This window comes from Collimonas sp., assembly GCF_035566375.1.
Lineage (GTDB): Bacteria > Pseudomonadota > Gammaproteobacteria > Burkholderiales > Burkholderiaceae_D > Collimonas.
This window is the reverse complement of sequence record NZ_DATMRK010000022.1, coordinates 40,612-59,176: the sequence shown is the minus strand read 5'-3', so window position 1 is coordinate 59,176 and position 18,565 is coordinate 40,612. Positions and strand designations below refer to the sequence as shown.

Here is an 18,565-nt window from a genome sequence, read left to right as displayed (position 1 = left end):
GGCCGCTACCTTATTTCAATATCTGCAGAACTACAGCGCAGTTGCAACTCAAGCGTTCGGCTTCCAGATCTGACCGATCGACAAGCTGGTCAGCTTCTTCTTGCGTCCGTACCACAGATTGGCGAAACCACGCGAGACGAAGACCGCTGAAAAAATCGAAGTCAGGATGCCGAGGCAATGCACCACTGCAAAACCGCGAATCGCACCGGAACCGAAAATCAGCAACGCCAGGCCGGCGATCAGTGTCGTCACGTTAGAGTCGAGAATGGTGGCCCAGGCACGGTCGAAACCGATGGAAATCGCTGCTTGCGGCGAATTGCCGTTACGCAGTTCTTCGCGAATACGTTCATTTACCAGCACGTTGGCGTCGATCGCAATCCCCAGGGTCAGGGCGATCGCAGCGATACCAGGCAAGGTCAGCGTTGCTTGCAGCGTCGACAACACGGCGATCAGCAACAGCAGGTTGACCGACAGCGCCAGCACGCTGAACAAGCCAAACAACATGTAGTAGATCACCATGAATACGGCAATCACGGCAAACCCGTACATGGTGGAATCGAAACCCTTCTTGATATTTTCTGCACCCAATTGCGGGCCGATGGTGCGTTCTTCGATGATTTCCATCGGCGCCGCCAGCGAGCCGGCGCGCAGCAGCAGCGACAAATCGGCAGCGGCTTCCGGCGAACCCATGCCAGTGATCTGGAAGCGTGAGCCCAGTTCGCTCTGGATGGTTGCTACCGTCAGGACTTCGCCCTTGCCTTTTTCAAACAGCACGATAGCCATCGCCTTGCCGACCTTGCCGCGAGTGGCTTCGCGCATCTTGCGGCCGCCATCGCCGTTGAGGTCGATACTTACCGCGGGTTGCTGATTCTGATCAAAGCTGACAGCCGCGTTCGAGATGTAATCACCAGTCAGCACCGGCTCCTTGTACAGCACAACCGGTGCATTTTTGCCGACCTTGAACAGTTCGGAACCGAACGGTACCGCAGCGGTAGCTTCCGTGCCGCGGGTCACCGATTCATCCACCATCCGTACTTCCAACGTCGCGGTACGGCCGATGATGTCCTTGGCGCGCGAGACGTCTTGCACGCCGGGCAGTTGCACCACGATGCGGTCAGCGCCCTGGCGCTGGATGATCGGTTCGGCCACGCCCAGTTCATTGACCCGTTTCGACAAGGTAGTGATGTTTTGCGTGACGCCGTTATCGATGATTTGCTTCAGTGCCTCTGGTTTCAGCGATGCGGTGAGCGTCGGATCGCTGCCGGCGACTGCCGGCGCAACCTGGATCAGCATTTCCGACAATTGCGGCGTCAGCAGGTCGCGCGCCTTGTTGAGCGTGTCCTGATCGCGGAAACTGATTTCGATGGCGTCGCCGTTGCGGTTGATGCCGCTGTAACGGATGTCCTTGTCGCGCAGGGCGCTACGGGCGCTGGCTTGCAAGCCTTGCAGGCGCTTGCTGATGACTGCCTTGGTATCAACTTGCATCAGGAAATGCACACCGCCGCGCAAATCGAGGCCGAGATACATAGGGAACGCATGCAGCGTTTGCAGCCAGTGCGGCGTATTCGGCACCAGGTTGAAAGCGACCGCATAGGTCGGATCGGTGGGGTCGGTATTCAGATTCTGTTCCAGCAAGGCTTTAGCCTTGAACTGTGTGTCTGTATCGTGAAAACGTGCACGTACCGTACCTTGCGCGCCGGCGTTTTCAAACGCCACGCCGTCTGCCGGCAAATTGCCTTGCTGCAGAACTTGCGAGACCTTGTCAGCCAGTGAGCTGTCGATCTTCAGCGTCGATTTGCCGCTGCTTACCTGTACCGCAGGCGATTCGCCAAAGAAATTCGGCAAGGTGTACAGCACGCCAAACAGCAGCGCGATGACGATCAGAATATATTTCCAGAGAGGATAGCGATTCATAGTAATTCAGCGTTCTGTGCGAGTCTCAAGGTCAGGTGAGTCTCTTGCTTGTGTGAGTCCGCCCGGAGCGCGTTGCACTGCGGGGCTCTTTTCTGTACTGGATAAATACAAAATAAGTACAAAAGAGCATCCGCTACGGATGCTCTCGTTCCATCAAGCAGGGTCCGTTATTACAGTGCCGTCTTGATTGTGCCCTTTGGCAGCAAGGTGGTGACCGAGCCCTTTTGCACCACGACTTCAGTACCGCTGGCGATTTCCAGGGTGATGTAGCCGTCGGCAACTTTAGTGATCTTGCCCAGCATGCCGCCGGCGGTGACGACTTCGTCGCCCTTGGCGAGTGCTTCCATCATGGCTTTTTGTTCTTTCTGACGCTTCATTTGCGGACGGATCATCAAGAAGTACAGCACCACGAACATCAGGATGATCGGCAAGAAGCTGGTCAGGTTGCCGCTCAGGCCCAGTGGGCCGGTAGCAGCGGTAGCTGCAGGCGCAGCTTGCGCATATGCATTGGAAATAATGAACACGAGTTGCTCCAAGTAGTAGTTTGAAAATAGCCCAGCATTCTAGCATTGGGCGGCGGCATACAACCGCCGCCATATCGCCCATTGCCATTTATTGCCAGAAAAACCAGCTCAGCCTGCCGCAGCCATCTCTGCCGCAGCAGCTGGAACCCGCTGTCATAGATAGTCTTACTTAAAAATAGTTGCAAAAATACATTTTTTTCAGATGTGCGGCAGACAACTTTTACACGCCGCGCGCCCGCTCCACGTGAAATTGCTTCACAAACACGTTGAACTGTCCGACATCCAGCGCTGCCCTGATATTTTTCATCAGATCCAGGTAGTAATGCAAATTGTGTATCGTATTCAGCCGCGCGCCAAGGATTTCGCCGGTGCGATGCAAATGATGCAAGTAAGCACGGGAGAAATTGCGGCAAGCGTAGCAGCCGCAGGTTTCATCCAATGGTTTTTCATCATCCTTGTAACGCGCATTCTTGATCTTCAGGTCACCAAAACGGGTGAATAGCCAGCCATTGCGCGCGTTGCGGGTCGGCATCACGCAGTCGAACATATCGACCCCGTTCGCGACCCCGGCCACCAGATCTTCCGGGGTGCCGACGCCCATCAGATAGTGCGGTTTGTCGGCCGGCAGACGCGGCCCGATGTGTTCCAGCACGCGCATCATTTCTTCTTTCGGCTCCCCCACCGACAGGCCACCGATGGCGATGCCGTGGAAACCCACGTCCTGCAGGCCTGCCAGCGATTCATCCCGTAAATGTTCGTACATGCCGCCCTGGACGATGCCAAACAGCGCATTTGGATTTTCCAGATGGTCGAACTCATTCTTGGAACGCTTGGCCCAACGCAGCGACATCCGCATCGATTGCGCCGCCTCGTCGCTGGTCGCCGGGCGGCCGTCGATTTCATACGGCGTGCATTCGTCGAACTGCATCACGATGTCGGAATTCAAGACTTTCTGGATCTGCATCGACACTTCAGGCGAGAGGAATAATTTATCGCCATTGATCGGCGAAGAAAACTTGACGCCCTCCTCGGTGATCTTGCGCATGGCGCCCAGAGAAAATACCTGGAAACCGCCTGAATCGGTCAGGATCGGCTTGTCCCAGCCCATGAACTTATGCAGGCCGCCGAATTTCTCGATGACGTCCATGCCCGGCCGCAGCCACAGATGGAAAGTATTGCCGAGGATGATCTGGGCCTCGATCTCCACCAGTTCCAGCGGCGACATCGCCTTCACCGAGCCATAGGTGCCGACGGGCATGAAAATCGGCGTTTCAACCATGCCGTGGTTGAGTTTCAGACGGCCGCGACGGGCCTTGCCTTCGGTTTTTAACAGCGTGAATTCAAGCATGGAATAAGATTTTCAATAAATAATCAGAATCAAACGTTATAGGTAAGCAGCATCGCATCGCCATAGCTGAAGAAGCGATAACGCTGGGCGATGGCATGGGTGTAGGCGGCGCGGATGCAGTCGTAACCGGCAAAGGCCGACACCAGCATCAGCAAGGTCGATTTCGGCAAGTGGAAGTTAGTGATCAAACGATCCACGGTTTTGAAGGTGTAGCCAGGCGTGATGAACAAGGCGGTATCCGCGCTGCCCGCCTGCAAAGCACCGGACTGCGAAGCCGATTCCAGCGCCCGCAAGCTGGTGGTGCCGACCGCCACCACCTTACCGCCGGCAGCCTTGGTCGCGCGTACGGCCTCAACCGTGGCCTCAGTGATCGTGTACCACTCGCTGTGCATCTTGTGCTCAGCCAGGTTCTCGCTGCGTACCGGCTGGAAAGTGCCGGCGCCGACATGCAGCGTGACATAGGCAAAACCAATGCCCTTTTGCTGCAAGCGTTCCAGCAAGGCCTGGTCGAAATGCAAGCCGGCGGTAGGCGCAGCCACCGCGCCCGCATGTTTGGCGTAGACGGTTTGATAACGGGTTTCGTCGAAGGCGTCAGCGTCGTGCTCGATATACGGCGGCAAAGGCAAGCGGCCGTGGGCCTCGATCAGTTCGAACACATCGGCCGGGAAGGTCAATGTGTAAAACTCGCCGACGCGCTCGCCGACAACCACATCAAACGCCTCTGCCAGACGAATCCTGGCGCCGGCCGGCGGCGATTTCGAGGCGCGCACCTGGGCGTGTACAGTACGGCTGTCGACCACCCGCTCGACCAGCACTTCAACCTTGCCGCCGGTTTCCTTGATACCGAAGAAACGCGCCTTGAGTACCCGGGTATCGTTAAACACCAGCAAATCGCCGGGGTTCAACAGATCGACAATGTCGGCGAACTGGCGGTCGATGAATCGTGCGCCGTCTATATGCAGCAGGCGCGAGGCGCTACGCTGCGGCAACGGGGTTTGCGCGATCAGCTCGGGAGGCAGCTCGAAATCGTAATCGGAAAGAGAATGCATGCTCGAATAAATAATGAAATTAGGCTCAACTTGCCAATACAGCTATAGGCTTTACAATGGCAAACGCTGAAATCCGTGCAAAACAGGGATGCAGCAACGCCATGCCTTTTTATGAGCAAACCCGTTATTTTACGCCCTGCCGCCCCCGATCACCCATTAATAGCCGATATGCCTGCTCCGAAGCGAAAACCTGCCGCTGCCGCCCCCTCTGCTCCGGCCGCGAACACCCGCGCCAGTAAGCTGGAAAAGCTGGGGCTGCGCTCGGATATGGACCTGGTTTTGCATCTGCCGCTGCGCTATGAGGATGAAACTCAGATCGTCACCATCCAGCAAGCCGGCATGATGGGTACTAGCGTAGCGCAAGTCGAGGGGATCGTCACAGCTTGCGATATCCAGTACCGGCCGCGGCGGCAATTGATTGTGACCATTGCCGACGACAGCGGCCAGCTGGTGATGCGCTTCCTGAATTTCTACGGCAGCCAGACCAAGCAACTGGCGGTCGGCACCCGGGTGCGCGCACGTGGCGAAATCCGTCACGGTTTTTTCGGCGCCGAGGTGGTCCATCCAAATTATAAAGTGGTACTGGAAGGCGCGCCCTTGCCGGATGCCCTGACTCCGGTCTACCCCGCCGGCGAGGGACTGTCGCAGATTTTCCTGCGCAAGGCGATTGCCGACGCCATGCAACACATCGAATGGCGTGACACCTTGTCGCCGGCGCAACTGGCAGCCCAGCAACTGACGCCATTCGAAAGCGCGGTGCGGCTGCTGCACAACCCGCCGCCGGATGTCGACGAGCATGCGCTGGAAGATCGTTCCCATCCGGCCTGGGTGCGTATGAAATTCGACGAGTTGCTGGCCCAGCAGTTGTCATTGAAACGCGCTCAGGTCGCACGCCGCGCCAAGAACGCCCGGGCGCTGCCGCTGGTGGGACAATTGTCTGCAGCCTTTCTGAACACGCTGCCATTCACCTTGACCAAGGCGCAACAACGGGTGGTAGCCGAAATCAGCACCGACCTGCGCGCCTCCTTCCCCATGCAGCGTTTGCTGCAAGGCGATGTCGGCAGCGGCAAAACCGTGGTCGCCGCATTGGCTGCGGCGCAAGCCATCGACAGCGGCTATCAGGCCGTGTTGATGGCGCCCACCGAAATCCTGGCGGACCAGCATTTCCGCAAGATTGCGGCCTGGATGGAGCCGCTGGGCGTACGCGTCGCCTGGCTCACCGGCAGCCTGAAAAAGAAAGAGAAACTGGCCGCCCTGAGCATGATCGAATCGGGCCAGGCACAACTCGTCATCGGCACCCATGCCTTGATCCAGGACAGCGTGCAATTTGCCAAGCTGGGGCTGGTGATTGTCGACGAACAGCATCGTTTCGGCGTCGGCCAGCGGCTGGCGCTGCGCAATAAAACCATCTCTGAAAACGGCGGCAACGAGACCGTGCAGGATATCAAAAACACGGCGCCGGTAGTGCCGCATCAGTTGATGATGAGCGCCACCCCCATCCCGCGCACCCTGGCAATGACCTATTACGCCGACCTGGAAATCTCGGTCATCGATGAATTGCCCCCCGGCCGCACGCCGATCGTCACCCGCGCGGTCGACCAGATGCGGCGCGACGAAGTCATCGCCCGGGTCCATGCAGCAGTGCAGGATGGCCGTCAGGCTTATTGGGTCTGCCCGTTGATCGAAGAATCGGAAGCCTTGCAATTGCAAACCGCGACCGAAACCTATGCGATGCTGGTGGAGGCGCTGCCAGACCTGCGCGTGGGCCTGGTCCATGGCCGTCTCAAGCAAGCAGAAAAACAGGAAGTGATGGACGCCTTCAGCGCTGGCGCCTGCCATGTACTGGTCGCCACCACCGTGATTGAAGTCGGGGTCGACGTCCCTAACGCTTCGCTGATGGTGATCGAGCATGCCGAGCGCTTCGGGTTATCGCAGTTGCACCAGTTGCGCGGGCGGGTTGGACGCGGTTCTGCGGCCAGCGTATGCTTGTTGTTATACCAAAGCCCGCTCGGTTATATCGCCAAGCAACGCTTGATGACTATGCGCGAAACCACGGATGGCTTTGAAATTGCCCGGCGCGATCTGGAAATCCGCGGCCCCGGCGAATTTCTGGGAGCGCGCCAGTCCGGCCAGGCCATGTTGCGCTTTGCCGACCTGACTACCGACCAGTGGCTGGTGGACCGTGCCCGCGATCTGGCGCAGACGCTGCTGCAGGATCCGACGCCGGCCAACCAAGCCACCGTCAGCGCCCATCTGGCGCGCTGGCTGGGCGGACGGGAAGATTTTCTGAAGGTTTGAGCGGCAGCAACTGGGAATGACGTCAGGCAGGCAAGAATGACGCCGAAACACGGAGATACAATCTCCATCGAAAAATATGCGAAGATAACAACATGACTCTGACCGAACTCAAATACATCGTCGCGGTAGCCCGCGTCAAGCATTTTGGCCATGCCGCGGAAGCCTGTTTCGTGGCGCAGCCGACTCTCTCCGTGGCGATCAAGAAGCTGGAAGATGAATTAGGCGTCGTCATCTTCGAACGCGGCGGCACTGAAATTTCGGTAACGCCGCTGGGCTCGCAGATTGTGGCCCAGGCCGAACGGGTGCTGGAGCAAACCGCCACCATCCGCGAAATCGCCAATCAAAACAAAGATCCGCTGGCCGGCCCGCTGCGGCTGGGCATCATCTATACGGTCGGCCCTTACCTGCTGCCGCCGCTGGTGAAAACCATGATCGAGCAAGTGCCGCAGATGCCGCTGGTCTTGCAGGAAAATTTTACCGTGCGCCTGCTGGAACTGCTGCGCCAAGGCGAACTGGACGCCGCCATCATCGCCCTGCCGTTTCCCGAGCATGGGCTGATGGTGCAACCGCTGTACGACGAACCGTTCGTAGTGGCGTTGCCCAAGCATCATCCGTGGGCCGATCGCGCCAGCATCAGCGCCCAGGATCTCAAATCGGAAACCATGCTGTTGCTTGGCAACGGCCATTGTTTCCGCGACCAGGTGCTGGAAGTGTGTCCCGAAATGTCACGCTTCTCGACCGCCGGCGACGGCATTGCCCGCACCTTTGAAGGTTCGTCGCTGGAAACCATACGCCACATGGTGGCGTCCGGCATCGGCATTACGGTGCTGCCGCTGGCCTCGGTGCCGGATATCGACGCCAAGGACGGCATGCTGCGTTATGTGCCGTTTACCGCGCCAGAGCCGTCGCGCCGAGTGGTGATTGTCTGGCGCAAAAGCTTCACCCGCCATGCCGCCATCGAAGCGGTGCAAAAAGCAGTCCTGGATTGCGGCCTGAGAGGCGTGACCTTGCTGCATGACGCGCTTGCCGTCGAGGGCTGAGGCCTTGATTTAAGCGTCTGACGCCTTGGGCGGAACAGCGTTTCCGCCCGTCGATATTCTTCTATACTCCGGTTGTCCTTACTCAAGTTTTATCCGCTCAAGTTTTACCCGCTGCCGTCCGGCGCTAACGCTCATCCCATAAACCGCAATGAATCGTCTCAAACTCTACTTCCAGCTGATCCGGATGGACAAACCCATCGGCATCCTGCTGCTGCTCTGGCCGACGCTGGCCGCCTTGTGGCTGGCTGCCGCAGGTAAACCGGGTTGGTCACTGGTGGCGATTTTCGGCATCGGCACCGCTCTGATGCGTTCCGCCGGCTGCGCGATCAACGATTTCGCCGACAGGGATTTCGACAAGCATGTCAAACGCACCGCCGAACGGCCGCTGACCAGCGGCAAAATCGCCGCCTGGGAAGCGGTGATGGTTGCCGTGGTGCTGACGCTGCTGTCCTTGCTATTGATCCTGCCGCTGAATGCGCTGACCAAGGAATTGTCCGTGCTCGCGGTGCTGGTGGCCGGCAGCTATCCCTACTTCAAGCGTTTCTTCGCGATTCCGCAAGCCTATCTCGGCATCGCCTTTGGTTTTGGCATTCCGATGGGTTTCGCCGCCATACAGGGAGCGGTGCCGGCGGCCGCCTGGCTGCTATTGCTGGCCAATGTATTCTGGGCCGTCGCCTACGACACCGAATACGCGATGGTCGACCGTGACGACGACCTCAAGATCGGCATCCGCACTTCGGCGATTACCTTCGGCCGCTACGACGTGCTGGCAATCATGATTTGTTACGCGCTCAGTTTGGGATTAGTATTTGCAGTAGGCTGGCAATTCGGCTTGCGTGGCTGGTTCAGCGCCGGCATGCTGCTGGCAGCCGGTTGCGCCGCGTATCACTACCGTTTGATCCGCACCCGTGAACGGGCCGGCTGCTTTGCCGCTTTTCGCCACAATAACTGGCTGGGGGCGGCGGTATTTGGCGGGATCGCCCTGGACTACGCGCTCAGGTAGCAAGACCGTAGCAATACTAGCAATACAACAGGATTTATCATGGTATATTAAGCAACTTCTTTCCCCCCGCAATCCACATTGAAGAGGCAAACATGGCTACTACCGACAACGTAAAAGAGATGCGCGACAATCTGGCTGGCGAACTTAAATCCGTGATCAAAGAAGCAGAAACCCTGCTCGACGATACCCACGATCATGCTGAAAAAAAATACAACTCGGCACGTGAAAAACTGAAAGCAGCGCTGGATACGGCCAAAACAGAACTGCCGAAAGCCACAAAAAAAGCGGTGGAGCACACCAAGCACGCAGCCCACGTGACCGATGAATATGTCGGTGACAATCCGTGGAAAGCCGTCAGCGTGGCAGCCGCCATCGGTTTGCTGGCGGGCCTGGTGATTGGCCGCAGCAAATAGAATCTGAGACGAGCTGCTGATGCAAGCTGCTGAAACAAACTGAAATGCGGCTTATCGACAGCAACAAAAAAGAAACAGCGGCAGTCGCGATGCGATTGCCGCTGTTTTTTTATGGCGCGCCGCGCTGCTGACGGATACTAGTCGCGCCCGAACTCATCGCCCAATTCCTGTCCGCGAGCAGCAGCAGACTTGATGGCGCTGATGACCGCCCCTTTCACATCAGCGGCCTCCATGCTGCTTAACGCAGCATAAGTGGTGCCGCCCTTGGAAGTGACGCGCTCGCGCAATAAAGACACCGGCTCTGACGATTGCGCCGCAAGTTGTGCTGCGCCGACGAAGGTTGCCTTGGCCAGTTCGATACCCTGCTGTGCAGTCAGCCCTAGTTCCTGGGCCGCCTGCTGCATCGCCTCGATAAAATAAAATACATACGCCGGGCCGCTGCCGGAGACCGCCGTCACCGCATCGATCTTTGCTTCGTCATCCAGCCACACCGTGCTGCCCACCGCGCGCAAGATCAGATCGGCAGTCTCGCGTTGTGCCGCCGACACCCCCGCAGTGGCGACCATCCCGGTAATTCCCTGGCCGATCAGCGCCGGCGTATTCGGCATGCAGCGCACGATGCTATCGTGGCCGCCCAACCAGCGCGCCAGATCGACGGCGCGAATCCCGGCGGCAATCGACAACACCAGTTGCGTCGTCACATGCGGCCGCAATTGGGCCACCACCTGCTTCATTTGCTGAGGTTTGACCGCCAGCACGATTACTTCGCTGGATTCGATCGCAGCGTCGATTGCGGTTGCAGTGCTGACGCCAAAACGTTGCGCCAGATGCTGCAAGGCCTCAGGATTCAGATCGACCACATGGATGTTGGCGCCCTCGGTGACCTTGCCGGCCAAGCCGCCGATCAGAGCCGCCGCCATATTGCCGCCGCCGATGAAACTGATATTTAATTTATTTTTCATGATTTACTGATCCGTTCCCGTTGCCCAAAAATTGCGCTGCCCACACGCACGATGGTAGCGCCTTCTTCAATCGCCGCTACCATGTCTGCCGACATTCCCATCGACAAAGTATCCAGTTGCAGCCCCGCCCGCTGTTGCGTCAATGCCGATTGCAGCTGCACCAGCAATTCCCTGGTCTGGCGGAATGCGGCGTGTTGTTTCTGTTGATCGTCGGTTGGCTCCGGTATCGCCATCAAGCCGCGTAATCTCAGCCCTGGCAATTCTGCAATGGCGCGCGCCACATCCAGCACTTCCGCCGGCGCCATGCCGCTTTTGCTCGCCTCGCCGCTGATATTCACCTGCAGGCAGATATTCAGCGGCGCCAGTTGCGGCGGGCGTTGCTGCGACAAGCGCTGAGCGATTTTTTCGCGATCGACCGTATGCACCCAATCGAAATGCTCGGCAATCGCGCGCGTCTTGTTGCTTTGAATCGGGCCGATAAAATGCCATTCGAGCAAGACGCCGGCGCCAGCGCCCGGCGTTGACTGCAACGCCTGCTCGACTGCTGCCATTTTGGCCAATGCTTCTTGCAGATAATTTTCACCGAAGGCGCGCTGGCCGGCAGCAATCGCCTCTAGCACCATTTCAGGGCCGAAGGTTTTGGACACCGCCAGCAATGCAACACTGTCAGGTCGGCGCGACACCGCAGCCGCCGCGGCCTGAATACTCGTATGGACGGCTTGCAACTTGTGAGACATTAAGGACATAATCGGAGACTTGGAAAATTGCCGCAAGGAACTACCAATCTGCGCTGCAGAGTTGTTCCGGCAGGCAGTGCACGGGCAAGAATGCCTTTCAATAAACAAAATACAGCACAGGGATTATAAATGGACATTTCCGAACTTCTGGCTTTTTCGGTGAAGAACAAGGCATCCGATTTGCATTTATCCGCAGGCTTGCCGCCGATGATCCGGGTTCACGGCGATGTGCGCCGTATCAACTTGCCGCCGCTGGAGCACAAAGATGTGCATTCGATGATCTATGACATCATGAATGACGGCCAGCGCAAGGCATACGAAGAGCATCTGGAATGCGATTTTTCGTTTGAAATCCCCGGCCTGGCGCGGTTTCGGGTGAACGCCTTCAATCAGGATCGCGGCGCTGCCGCCGTATTGCGGACCATCCCGTCAACCGTCCTGACACTCGAACAACTCAACGCGCCGCGCATATTTGCCGAATTGGCGTTGAAGCCGCGCGGCCTGGTGCTCGTCACCGGCCCCACCGGTTCGGGTAAATCGACCACGCTGGCGGCGATGGTGAATCACGTCAATGAAAATGAATACGCGCACATCCTGACCATCGAAGATCCGATCGAGTTCGTCCATCAGCCGAATAAGTGTCTGATCAACCAGCGCGAAGTCGGACCGCATACCCATTCGTTCAGCAATGCGCTGCGCTCAGCGTTGCGGGAGGATCCTGACGTCATCCTGGTCGGCGAATTACGCGACCTGGAAACCATTCGCCTGGCGCTGACTGCCGCCGAAACCGGCCACTTGGTATTCGGCACGCTGCATACCTCTTCCGCCGCCAAAACCATAGACCGTATTGTCGACGTGTTCCCGGGCGAAGAAAAAGAAATGGTGCGCGCCATGTTGTCAGAATCGCTGCAAGCGGTGATTTCCCAAAGCCTGCTCAAAACCAAGGACGGTTCCGGCCGCGTAGCCGCCCATGAAATCATGCTGGGCACGCCGGCGATCCGCAACCTGATCCGCGAGAGCAAGATTGCGCAGATGTACTCGGCGATCCAGACCGGCAGCAACATGGGCATGCAAACCCTCGACAGCAACCTGACCGAGCTGGTCAAACGCAATGTGATCTCGCTGGCCAGCGCCCGTGCGGCGGCCAAAACGCCGGACAATTTCCCGGGCTAAGCTGTGCTGGGCTGTACTGAGCTGTAAATCAATAACTAGGATAAGAAGATATGGAAAGAGATCAAGCGACCAAATTCATGCACGACTTGCTACGCCTGATGGTCAGCAAGCGCGGCTCCGATTTGTTCATCACCGCAGACTTCCCGCCGGCGTTCAAGATCGACGGCAAGATCACGCCGGTATCGAACCAGGCGCTGACTTCCGTCCACACCCTGGAACTGGCGCGGGCCATCATGAGCGACAAGCAGGCCGCCGATTTCGAAGAAACCAAGGAATGCAATTTCGCCATCAGTCCGGCCGGACTGGGGCGCTTCCGAGCCTCGGCGTTTATCCAGCAGGGCCGGGTCGGCATGGTATTGCGTACGATTACCACCGACATCCCGAAATTCGAAGATCTGGGCCTGCCGCCTACACTGAAAGAGGTTGCCATGACCAAGCGCGGCCTGGTGATCATGGTTGGCGCTACCGGCTCCGGCAAATCGACTACTCTGGCGGCGATGGTTGGTTATCGTAATGAAAACAGCTATGGCCATATCATCACCATCGAAGATCCGGTCGAATACATCCATCCGCACAAGAACTGCATCGTGACCCAGCGTGAAGTCGGGGTCGATACCGACAGCTGGGGCGTGGCGCTGAAAAACACCTTGCGCCAGGCGCCGGACGTGATCCTGATCGGCGAAATCCGTGACCGCGAAACCATGGATTACGCCATCGCCTTTGCCGAAACCGGCCATCTGTGCCTGGCTACCCTGCACGCCAACAGCGCCAACCAGGCGCTGGACCGCATCATCAACTTTTTCCCGGAAGAACGGCGGCCGCAATTGCTGATGGATCTGTCACTGAATCTGAAAAGCATAGTCTCGCAACGCCTGGTCCCGCTGAAAACTGTCAAAGGACGCTGCGTAGCGGTGGAAATCCTGTTGAATTCACCCTTGATTTCCGACTTGATTTTCAAGGGCGATGTGCATGAGATCAAGGAAATCATGAAGAAGTCGCGCGAGCTCGGCATGCAGACTTTTGACCAGGCCCTGTTCGATTTGTATGAAGAGGATAAAATCAGTTACGAAGACGCGTTGCGCAACGCCGATTCAGTCAACGATTTGCGCCTTTCCATCAAGCTGCGCGGCAAGGATGCAAAAGACCGCGACCTGGCAGCCGGCACCGAACATCTGGGGATTGTATGAGTAACGACACTAGCCACACCAGCATCTATGATTTCACCGTCAATCAGCTCGACGGCACACCTGATTCACTGGCTTCGTTTCGCGGCAAGGTACTGCTGATCGTCAACACCGCGAGCAAGTGCGGTTTTACGCCGCAGTACAAGGGGTTGGAAGAGATTTACCAGAAATACCATGATCAAGGCTTCGAAGTGCTGGGCTTTCCATGCAATCAGTTTGGCGCCCAGGAACCGGGAACGGCCGAGGAAATCGGCGATTTCTGCGAGAAGAATTTCGGCGTCACGTTTCCCTTGTTTGAAAAAATCGACGTCAACGGCGATCACGCAGCGCCGCTCTACCAGTACTTGAAAAACGCGGCGCCGGGCTTGCTTGGCAGCGAAGGCATCAAATGGAATTTCACCAAGTTCCTGGTGAATAAAGATGGCAGCGTGGTCGACCGCTTTGCACCGCAGACCAAGCCGGAAGCCTTGACCGCGGATATCGAGAAATTGCTGGGGAAATAAGACCGGAACAATCCGTATCACGTCCTGTTTTGCATCCTGGTTTTCCAGGCAGCCGAACCGGATACATCAAATCGATGCCGCCACCGTGGTGGCATCGAAGACTTCATCAATGCGCCATTTGCAGGCCGTACACCAGCGCTGCCAGCACACCGCCGCAGATCGAACCCACCACCGGCACCAGTGCATAACCCCAATCGCTGTCGCGCTTGCCAGGGATCGGCAACAAAGCGTGCATCAAGCGTGGCCCCAGATCGCGCGCCGGGTTGATTGCGTAACCGGTAGTACCGCCCAGAGAGACGCCGATGCTCATCACCAGCAAGGCCACCGGCAAAGCATCCAACGCGCCCAGTCCCATTTTCGGCGAAGCGATATTCAGTACACAGTAAACCAGCACGAAGGTGCCGACCACTTCGGAAACCAGGTTGCCGAAGGTGTTGCGGATTGCAGGAGCGGTGCAAAACGCCGCCAGTTTGAGATTGCCGTCCGAGGTTTCAGCAAAGTGATTGCGATACACCAGCCACACCAGGAAAGCGCCCATCATGCCGCCCAGCATTTGCGACAGGATATAGCCGGGCACACCACTCCAGGCAAACTTGCCGGCTACCGCCAGCGCCAAGGTGACAGCCGGATTCAAATGCGCGCCGCTGGACGAGGCCGCCACAAAAACGCCGACGAACACTGCCATCGCCCAGCCGACGGTGATCACAATCAGGCCGCTGCCGTTGCCATGGGTTTTACTTAAAAGAACGTTGGCAACCACACCGTTGCCAAGTAAGACAATCAGGGCGGTGCCCACGAATTCAGCTAAAAAGGGAGTCATGATGAACTCTTTCGGAAATAGGAAGTGAGAGGAACGCAGATTCTGATCTGCGTTCCATTCTGTTTTTTATCTAACAGCGTGTGCTACTAGTGAATGCTCAGGAGTCTGCCCAAACCACCGCCGCAGCAATCGCCCGCTGCCAACCTTTGATACTGGTCTGCACTTCTTCAGCCGGCAGCGCCGGTTTGAAGCGCTGGTCGAGTTGCCATTGTCCTTGCACGTCGTCAGTGCTGCTCCAGTAGCCGACCGCCAGGCCAGCCAGATAGGCCGCGCCCAATGCAGTGGTTTCGGTTACTTTCGGCCGCACCACATCCACTCCCAGAATGTCCGACTGGAATTGCATCAACAGATTATTCGCAGTGGCGCCGCCGTCGACGCGCAGTTCCGGAATCACGATGCCGGCGTCCGCTTCCATGGCCTTCAAGACATCCATGGTTTGATAAGCGATACTGTCCAGCGCAGCACGCGCATAGTGGGCCGAGGTTGTACCGCGGGTGATGCCGAAGATAGTGCCGCGTGCATGCGGATTCCAATGCGGCGCGCCGAGGCCGGCAAACGCCGGCACCAGATACACTCCGTCGCTGCTCTTGACGCTGCGCGCCAGCGCTTCGATTTCAGTGGAAGTCTTGATGATGCCGAGGCCGTCGCGCAACCACTGGACCACGGCGCCGCCGATAAAGATGCTGCCTTCCAATGCGTAGTTAACCTGATCACCGATTTTCCAGGCGACCGTGGTCAGCAAATTGTTTTTCGAGATGATCGGCTTGGTGCCGGTGTTCATCACCATGAAGCAACCGGTGCCGTAAGTATTCTTGACCATGCCGGGTTGGGTGCACATCTGGCCGAACAAGGCCGCCTGCTGATCGCCGGCAATCCCGGCCAATGGGATTTCAGAACCAAAACCGGAAATCTCGGTGTGGCCATAGACTTCGCTGGAGGAACGCACTTCCGGCAGCATGCTGCGCGGCACGCCCATGATCTTGAGCAGCTCGTCATCCCACTGCATGGTGTGGATATTGAATAGCATGGTGCGCGAGGCATTCGAGACATCGGTCAGATGCAGTTTGCCGCGCGTCATGTTCCACACCAGCCAGGTGTCGATGGTGCCGAACGCCAGGCGTCCTTGATCAGCCAGCTGTTGCGCGCCTTCGACATTGTTCAGTATCCAGCGGATTTTAGTGGCGGAGAAATAAGAGTCGACCAGCAAACCGGTCTTTTCACGGATAATTTCGCCCAGGCCGTCGGCTTTCAACTGATCGCAAAATGCCGCCGTGCGACGATCTTGCCAGACGATGGCGTTGTACACCGCCTTGCCGGTTTCGCGATCCCAGACCACGGTGGTTTCACGCTGGTTGGTGATACCGATGGCGGCAATCGAAGTGCCGTTCAAACCGATGTTGGTCGAGGCCTCGGCCGCCACCCCAACCTGGGTCGACCAGATTTCCTGCGGATCATGTTCGACCCAGCCCGGCTGCGGATAGATCTGGCGGAATTCTTTCTGCGCGGAAGAAACGATATTGCCTTGACGATCGAACAGAATCGCACGTGAGCTGGTAGTCCCTTGATCCAGGGCTAGAATGTATTTATCTTTCAACTTGTCTACTCCAAGGTTGGTGAATCCGCTTGCGCGGACCGGGGTGACTTTGATTCGGGGTGAATCCCGGATCCGTCTTTTTTATCTTCCGCTGTATCTTCCGATTTAATACGGCGAATCACTACACTAACTGCTTCATCGGGCAAAACTTCAGGCGAACATAGCAGCCGGCGGCTGTACCTGCTGCGCATCCAGCCAAGCCCGCAAACGACCAACGGCTGCGGCGTCAAGACGCAAGCCCAGCTTGGAACGACGCCACAGAATGTCTTCCGCGGTCAGCGCCCATTCGTTGCGCATCAGGTAGCGTACTTCGGCTTCATATAGATCTGCGCCGAACAATTCTCCCAGCCCGGCGACGTCGTGAATACTATCCAGCAGCCGTGCAGTGCGCGTGCCATAGGCGTGCGCGTAACGCGCCGCCAGGGTGGCTGGCAGCCAGGCGTGACGTTGCTGGAAAATACGCAGGAATTCTGCGAAATCGGCGTTGGGGATATCGCCGCCCGGCAGCGCTTCATGCGCCGTCCAATGCGTTTTCATGTAACCGAACAGCGGTTGCAAATGCTCCATGGCTTCTTCCGCCAGGCGCCGATAAGTCGTGATTTTTCCGCCGAATACGGACAGCACCGGAGCCAGTCCTTGCTCGGCCCGCAGCTCGAGACGGTAGTCGCGGGTCACCGCGGATGGATTGGCGATTTCTTCTTCCAGCAGCGGCCGCACGCCGGCGTATGACCAGACCACCTGCTGCGGCGTCACGGCGACCTCGAAATAGCGGCTCACCGATTCGCACAGATACGCGGTTTCCTCGTCGGAAATCTCGACGCTGCTCGGATTGCCGCTGTATTCAACGTCGGTAGTGCCGATCAGCGTGAAGTCGGTTTCATACGGAATCGCAAATACGATGCGCTTGTCGGGATTCTGGAAGATATAGGCGTGATCGTGATCGAACAAACGCTTGGTGACGATATGGCTGCCTTTGACCAGGCGAATCTGATGCTGCGCCGGCGTATTCAAGGCGCTATTCAACAGGCTGGCGACCCACGGCCCGGCAGCGTTGACGATACAACGCGCCCTGACTTTGCTGACCCCGCCGCTCAAGGTCGACAGCAAAGTGGCGTCCCAGTATTGCGCGCCTTGCCTGGCTTCGATCAAACGGGTTTTGGTGAGGATGGTGGCGCCGCGCTCCTTGGCGTCCATCGCATTGAGCACCACCAGACGCGCGTCTTGCACCGAGGCGTCGGAATACACAAAACCTTTGCTTAAGTTTTTTTTCAGCGGCGCGCCGGCCGGATGCTTGCGGAAATCGATGGATCGCGAACCTGGCAGCAATTCGCGCTTGCTCAAGTGGTCGTATAAAAACAAGCCGGCGCGTATCATCCAGGCCGGCCGCAAGCTCGATACATGCGGCATCACGAAGCGCAGCGGCGCAATGATATGCGGTGCCAGGCGCAGCAGCAGTTCGCGCTCTTGCAAGGCCTTGCGGACCAGGCCGAATTCGTAATGCTCCAGATAACGCAAGCCGCCGTGAATCAATTTGGTGCTGGCCGATGAGGTGTGCGAGGCCAGGTCGTCCTGTTCGCAAAGCAACACGCTCAAGCCGCGCCCGGCAGCGTCGCGTGCGATCCCAGCGCCGTTAACGCCGCCGCCCACCACCAACAAATCAACAATTTCACTTGATGCCACAGCCATCTCCTTGTGTCGGTAACTCGCTCATCGGGCAAATTCCACTATTGCTAAATAGCAAAATAGTTCGCCTGCAATGTCACCACACATCATAAAATATTTATATTCGAAAGTATATTGTTCGAATTCGAACATTGATAATCGTTTATATTTATTAAAAGCAATTACTCAATAGGAATTAACTTAATTGCTTATAGATACACTCTATGCCCCACGTTTAGGTTGGGTAGTTTGAGAATGGCGATCGAGAGTAGAGGCGGCAGCAGCCGCTGCTTTGGCGAAGGGATGGAGAGAGTGACGAGGGAGCGCTCTGCGGCGCACGA

At 57.5% G+C, this 18,565-nt stretch carries 16 protein-coding genes; 7 read left to right on the top strand and 9 right to left on the bottom strand.

The features are described 5' to 3' along the window. Nucleotides 1-48: 48 nt before the first annotated feature. From secD to queA, 4 genes are all read right to left on the bottom strand, one after another. Nucleotides 49-1,914, bottom strand: a complete 1,866-nt coding sequence (secD, locus tag VNZ60_RS06330; RefSeq protein WP_325657577.1) for a protein translocase subunit SecD — start codon at nucleotides 1,912-1,914, stop codon at nucleotides 49-51. A gap of 170 nt (nucleotides 1,915-2,084) precedes the next feature. Further along, the gene (yajC, locus tag VNZ60_RS06325; protein WP_325657576.1) at nucleotides 2,085-2,438 is read right to left on the bottom strand and encodes a preprotein translocase subunit YajC; all 354 of its coding nucleotides are present in this window, start codon (nucleotides 2,436-2,438) and stop codon (nucleotides 2,085-2,087) included. Between the two features lie 220 nt (nucleotides 2,439-2,658). Further along, the gene (gene tgt, locus VNZ60_RS06320) at nucleotides 2,659-3,786 is read right to left on the bottom strand and encodes a tRNA guanosine(34) transglycosylase Tgt (protein ID WP_325657575.1); all 1,128 of its coding nucleotides are present in this window, start codon (nucleotides 3,784-3,786) and stop codon (nucleotides 2,659-2,661) included. 29 nt (nucleotides 3,787-3,815) lie between these two features. Further along, nucleotides 3,816-4,835 carry a tRNA preQ1(34) S-adenosylmethionine ribosyltransferase-isomerase QueA gene (gene queA, locus VNZ60_RS06315; RefSeq protein ID WP_325657574.1) on the bottom strand — a complete coding sequence of 340 codons (1,020 nt, stop codon included), beginning with the start codon at nucleotides 4,833-4,835 and terminating at the stop codon, nucleotides 3,816-3,818. A gap of 168 nt (nucleotides 4,836-5,003) precedes the next feature. Here queA and recG point away from each other — a divergent pair, with 168 nt between their 5' ends. The 4 genes from recG to VNZ60_RS06295 all read left to right on the top strand — a co-directional run bounded on the left by recG (nucleotide 5,004) and on the right by VNZ60_RS06295 (nucleotide 9,589). After that, nucleotides 5,004-7,133 carry an ATP-dependent DNA helicase RecG gene (gene recG / locus VNZ60_RS06310; protein ID WP_325657573.1) on the top strand — a complete coding sequence of 710 codons (2,130 nt, stop codon included), beginning with the start codon at nucleotides 5,004-5,006 and terminating at the stop codon, nucleotides 7,131-7,133. 92 nt (nucleotides 7,134-7,225) lie between these two features. After that, the gene (locus tag VNZ60_RS06305; protein ID WP_325657572.1) at nucleotides 7,226-8,173 is read left to right on the top strand and encodes a LysR substrate-binding domain-containing protein; all 948 of its coding nucleotides are present in this window, start codon (nucleotides 7,226-7,228) and stop codon (nucleotides 8,171-8,173) included. A 148-nt stretch (nucleotides 8,174-8,321) separates the two neighbouring features. Then, a complete protein-coding gene (gene ubiA / locus VNZ60_RS06300; RefSeq protein ID WP_325657571.1) occupies nucleotides 8,322-9,176 on the top strand; it encodes a 4-hydroxybenzoate octaprenyltransferase in 855 nt (284 codons plus the stop codon). Between the two features lie 92 nt (nucleotides 9,177-9,268). Beyond that, nucleotides 9,269-9,589 carry an ElaB/YgaM/YqjD family protein gene (locus tag VNZ60_RS06295; RefSeq protein WP_325657570.1) on the top strand — a complete coding sequence of 107 codons (321 nt, stop codon included), beginning with the start codon at nucleotides 9,269-9,271 and terminating at the stop codon, nucleotides 9,587-9,589. Between the two features lie 137 nt (nucleotides 9,590-9,726). On the opposite strand, the gene proC is transcribed toward VNZ60_RS06295, so the two are convergent. Both proC and VNZ60_RS06285 read right to left on the bottom strand, forming a co-directional pair. Then, nucleotides 9,727-10,551, bottom strand: coding sequence for a pyrroline-5-carboxylate reductase (gene proC, locus VNZ60_RS06290; RefSeq protein WP_325657569.1), 825 nt, complete (start codon nucleotides 10,549-10,551; stop codon nucleotides 9,727-9,729). Then, nucleotides 10,548-11,297 (bottom strand): YggS family pyridoxal phosphate-dependent enzyme, encoded by a 750-nt coding sequence (locus tag VNZ60_RS06285; RefSeq protein WP_325657568.1) that lies wholly within the window; start codon nucleotides 11,295-11,297, stop codon nucleotides 10,548-10,550. The genes proC and VNZ60_RS06285 overlap by 4 nt, the downstream gene beginning before the upstream one ends. Before the next feature lie 120 nt (nucleotides 11,298-11,417). On the opposite strand from VNZ60_RS06285, the gene VNZ60_RS06280 reads away from it, so the two are divergent. From VNZ60_RS06280 to VNZ60_RS06270, 3 genes are read left to right on the top strand one after another with little or no spacing between them, the layout of a single operon-like run. Then, complete coding sequence (locus VNZ60_RS06280; RefSeq protein WP_092432679.1) at nucleotides 11,418-12,461, top strand: type IV pilus twitching motility protein PilT; 1,044 nt, start codon at nucleotides 11,418-11,420, stop codon at nucleotides 12,459-12,461. A 50-nt stretch (nucleotides 12,462-12,511) separates the two neighbouring features. After that, nucleotides 12,512-13,648: a PilT/PilU family type 4a pilus ATPase gene (locus VNZ60_RS06275; protein ID WP_325657567.1), complete on the top strand. Its 1,137-nt coding sequence runs from the start codon at nucleotides 12,512-12,514 to the stop codon at nucleotides 13,646-13,648. Continuing rightward, entirely contained in the window at nucleotides 13,645-14,148 is a 504-nt protein-coding gene (locus VNZ60_RS06270) for a glutathione peroxidase (protein ID WP_325657566.1), read from the top strand. The genes VNZ60_RS06275 and VNZ60_RS06270 overlap by 4 nt, the downstream gene beginning before the upstream one ends. 106 nt (nucleotides 14,149-14,254) lie before the next feature. On the opposite strand, the gene VNZ60_RS06265 is transcribed toward VNZ60_RS06270, so the two are convergent. The 3 genes from VNZ60_RS06265 to glpD form a co-directional block, all read right to left on the bottom strand. Beyond that, entirely contained in the window at nucleotides 14,255-14,968 is a 714-nt protein-coding gene (locus VNZ60_RS06265; protein WP_325657565.1) for an MIP/aquaporin family protein, read from the bottom strand. Nucleotides 14,969-15,065: 97 nt separating this feature from the next. Then, entirely contained in the window at nucleotides 15,066-16,562 is a 1,497-nt protein-coding gene (gene glpK, locus VNZ60_RS06260; RefSeq protein ID WP_325657564.1) for a glycerol kinase GlpK, read from the bottom strand. A gap of 150 nt (nucleotides 16,563-16,712) precedes the next feature. Then, entirely contained in the window at nucleotides 16,713-18,242 is a 1,530-nt protein-coding gene (glpD, locus tag VNZ60_RS06255; RefSeq protein WP_414648785.1) for a glycerol-3-phosphate dehydrogenase, read from the bottom strand. Nucleotides 18,243-18,565: the final 323 nt, after the last annotated feature.

What these genes read in the sequence shown, in the direction of transcription:
- secD (WP_325657577.1), bottom strand. Translation starts at nt 1,914, where the DNA reads ATGAATCGCTATCCTCTCTGGAAATATATTCTGATCGTCATCGCGCTG.
- tgt (WP_325657575.1), bottom strand. Translation starts at nt 3,786, where the DNA reads ATGCTTGAATTCACGCTGTTAAAAACCGAAGGCAAGGCCCGTCGCGGC.
- queA (WP_325657574.1), bottom strand. Translation starts at nt 4,835, where the DNA reads ATGCATTCTCTTTCCGATTACGATTTCGAGCTGCCTCCCGAGCTGATC.
- recG (WP_325657573.1), top strand. Translation starts at nt 5,004, where the DNA reads ATGCCTGCTCCGAAGCGAAAACCTGCCGCTGCCGCCCCCTCTGCTCCG.
- VNZ60_RS06305 (WP_325657572.1), top strand. Translation starts at nt 7,226, where the DNA reads ATGACTCTGACCGAACTCAAATACATCGTCGCGGTAGCCCGCGTCAAG.
- ubiA (WP_325657571.1), top strand. Translation starts at nt 8,322, where the DNA reads ATGAATCGTCTCAAACTCTACTTCCAGCTGATCCGGATGGACAAACCC.
- VNZ60_RS06295 (WP_325657570.1), top strand. Translation starts at nt 9,269, where the DNA reads ATGGCTACTACCGACAACGTAAAAGAGATGCGCGACAATCTGGCTGGC.
- proC (WP_325657569.1), bottom strand. Translation starts at nt 10,551, where the DNA reads ATGAAAAATAAATTAAATATCAGTTTCATCGGCGGCGGCAATATGGCG.
- VNZ60_RS06285 (WP_325657568.1), bottom strand. Translation starts at nt 11,297, where the DNA reads ATGTCCTTAATGTCTCACAAGTTGCAAGCCGTCCATACGAGTATTCAG.
- VNZ60_RS06280 (WP_092432679.1), top strand. Translation starts at nt 11,418, where the DNA reads ATGGACATTTCCGAACTTCTGGCTTTTTCGGTGAAGAACAAGGCATCC.
- VNZ60_RS06275 (WP_325657567.1), top strand. Translation starts at nt 12,512, where the DNA reads ATGGAAAGAGATCAAGCGACCAAATTCATGCACGACTTGCTACGCCTG.
- VNZ60_RS06270 (WP_325657566.1), top strand. Translation starts at nt 13,645, where the DNA reads ATGAGTAACGACACTAGCCACACCAGCATCTATGATTTCACCGTCAAT.
- VNZ60_RS06265 (WP_325657565.1), bottom strand. Translation starts at nt 14,968, where the DNA reads ATGACTCCCTTTTTAGCTGAATTCGTGGGCACCGCCCTGATTGTCTTA.